This is a genomic window from Candidatus Obscuribacterales bacterium (assembly GCA_036703605.1).
In the GTDB taxonomy this organism is placed as follows: domain Bacteria; phylum Cyanobacteriota; class Cyanobacteriia; order RECH01; family RECH01; genus RECH01.
Genome location: DATNRH010000412.1, coordinates 1 through 1294, shown reverse-complemented (window position 1 = coordinate 1294; position 1294 = coordinate 1). Strand labels below are relative to the sequence as shown.

1 protein-coding gene is annotated in these 1294 nt (G+C 54.6%); it reads right to left on the bottom strand.

Annotation, left to right across the window (positions count from 1 at the left end; all coding sequences use genetic code 11):
* Window positions 1–82: 82 nt before the first annotated feature.
* On the bottom strand, window positions 83–742 hold the full coding sequence (locus V6D20_08490) for a hypothetical protein (GenBank protein ID HEY9815819.1): 660 nt from the start codon (window positions 740–742) through the stop codon (window positions 83–85).
* Window positions 743–1294: the final 552 nt, after the last annotated feature.

Below are 1294 nucleotides of genomic sequence, written 5' to 3'. Positions count from 1 at the left end.
CCTTGGCCTTTACGACCCCACTGTCACATGCGCTCACAGCTATAAGGCAAGCCAGGGCATCTGTGCTGACATCATCCATTGTCTAATAGTCCGCACCGACCCCCCTCCCCAATTCAATCTTCGCAATCACTGATCTACCATCAAATCTAATTGCATTGAATTCAAGCGGCGTGGATTTGAAGCTCGCAAACAACTCTTGACCAAGCTTTGGGCCCAACCTCCCCCGGGTGTCCCAGCTTCTCCAATTCTCGATCGAGCTCGTGCAACAGGCACTTGGCTCACTATCTTCCCAAAACTTGAAGACCACTCTCTCCTCTCCCATCTCGAGTTTCGTGATGCCCTTCACCTCCGCTATGGCCTGACACCTCCCAATCTCCCTGCTACCTGTGATGGCTGCAACCAACCCTTTTCTGTCACGCATGCCCTCACCTGCTCCATTGGTGGTCTCATTTACCTCCGCCATCATGAACTCCGTGATGAGATTGCCTCCATTGCCGCTGAAGCCTTCCCCTCCGGCGCCGTGCGCATTGAGCCCCCCATCCACCTGGGCCCCGTCCAAGCTCCTCCCGCCGCCTCCCCTCCCGCTGATCCAGTCCCTCCTCTTCCCCCCACACCCCCTGCCCCCGTTGCCCCCCCAATCATCTCCGGTGAACGCGGTGACATCCTCATCCGGGGCTTCTTCGACCCTGCCAAGGACTGTGTTATCGACACCACCCTTCTTGACTTGGACTGCAGCACTCATGCCCGTGTTGGTGCACAGACGGCCCTTCTCCGTCGTGAGCAAGCCAAGAAGCGCAAGTACTCTCGTTCTTGTGCTTACTACCGCCGTGATTTTGTTCCTTTTCCAGTGTCCGCTGACGGTCTCCTTGGACTCGAGGCTACGGCATTCCTCCAGCGCCTTGCCCTCCAGCTTTCAGCCAAACTACAGCGCCCCTACCCGCCAGTCCTTCGTTACATCAAGGCCCGCATTGCCCTTTCTCTAGTTCAAGCCAGCCACCTCTGTCTTCGTGGCTCCCGCCAAACTAGTACCTCCCGGGGCTTCTCCCTCCCACCGGCCTTGATGATGGACCATGTCAGTGGCTTCCACCTCGTGGAAATGTCGGACTAGTTCCCACTTTTTCCCTCTCTGGTTGATTGTTGCATCCTTTCCTTTCGGATCCAGCTTTCTTGCTCTTTTGTAGTAGCTTTTATGGTAGTTTTTAAACTCTATTTAGTTTATATGTAATTCAAAAAAAAAAAAATGCTACCCATCTGGGAAGTGCTATCGGGGTTGCTGAGAACCCATAGCTATGGT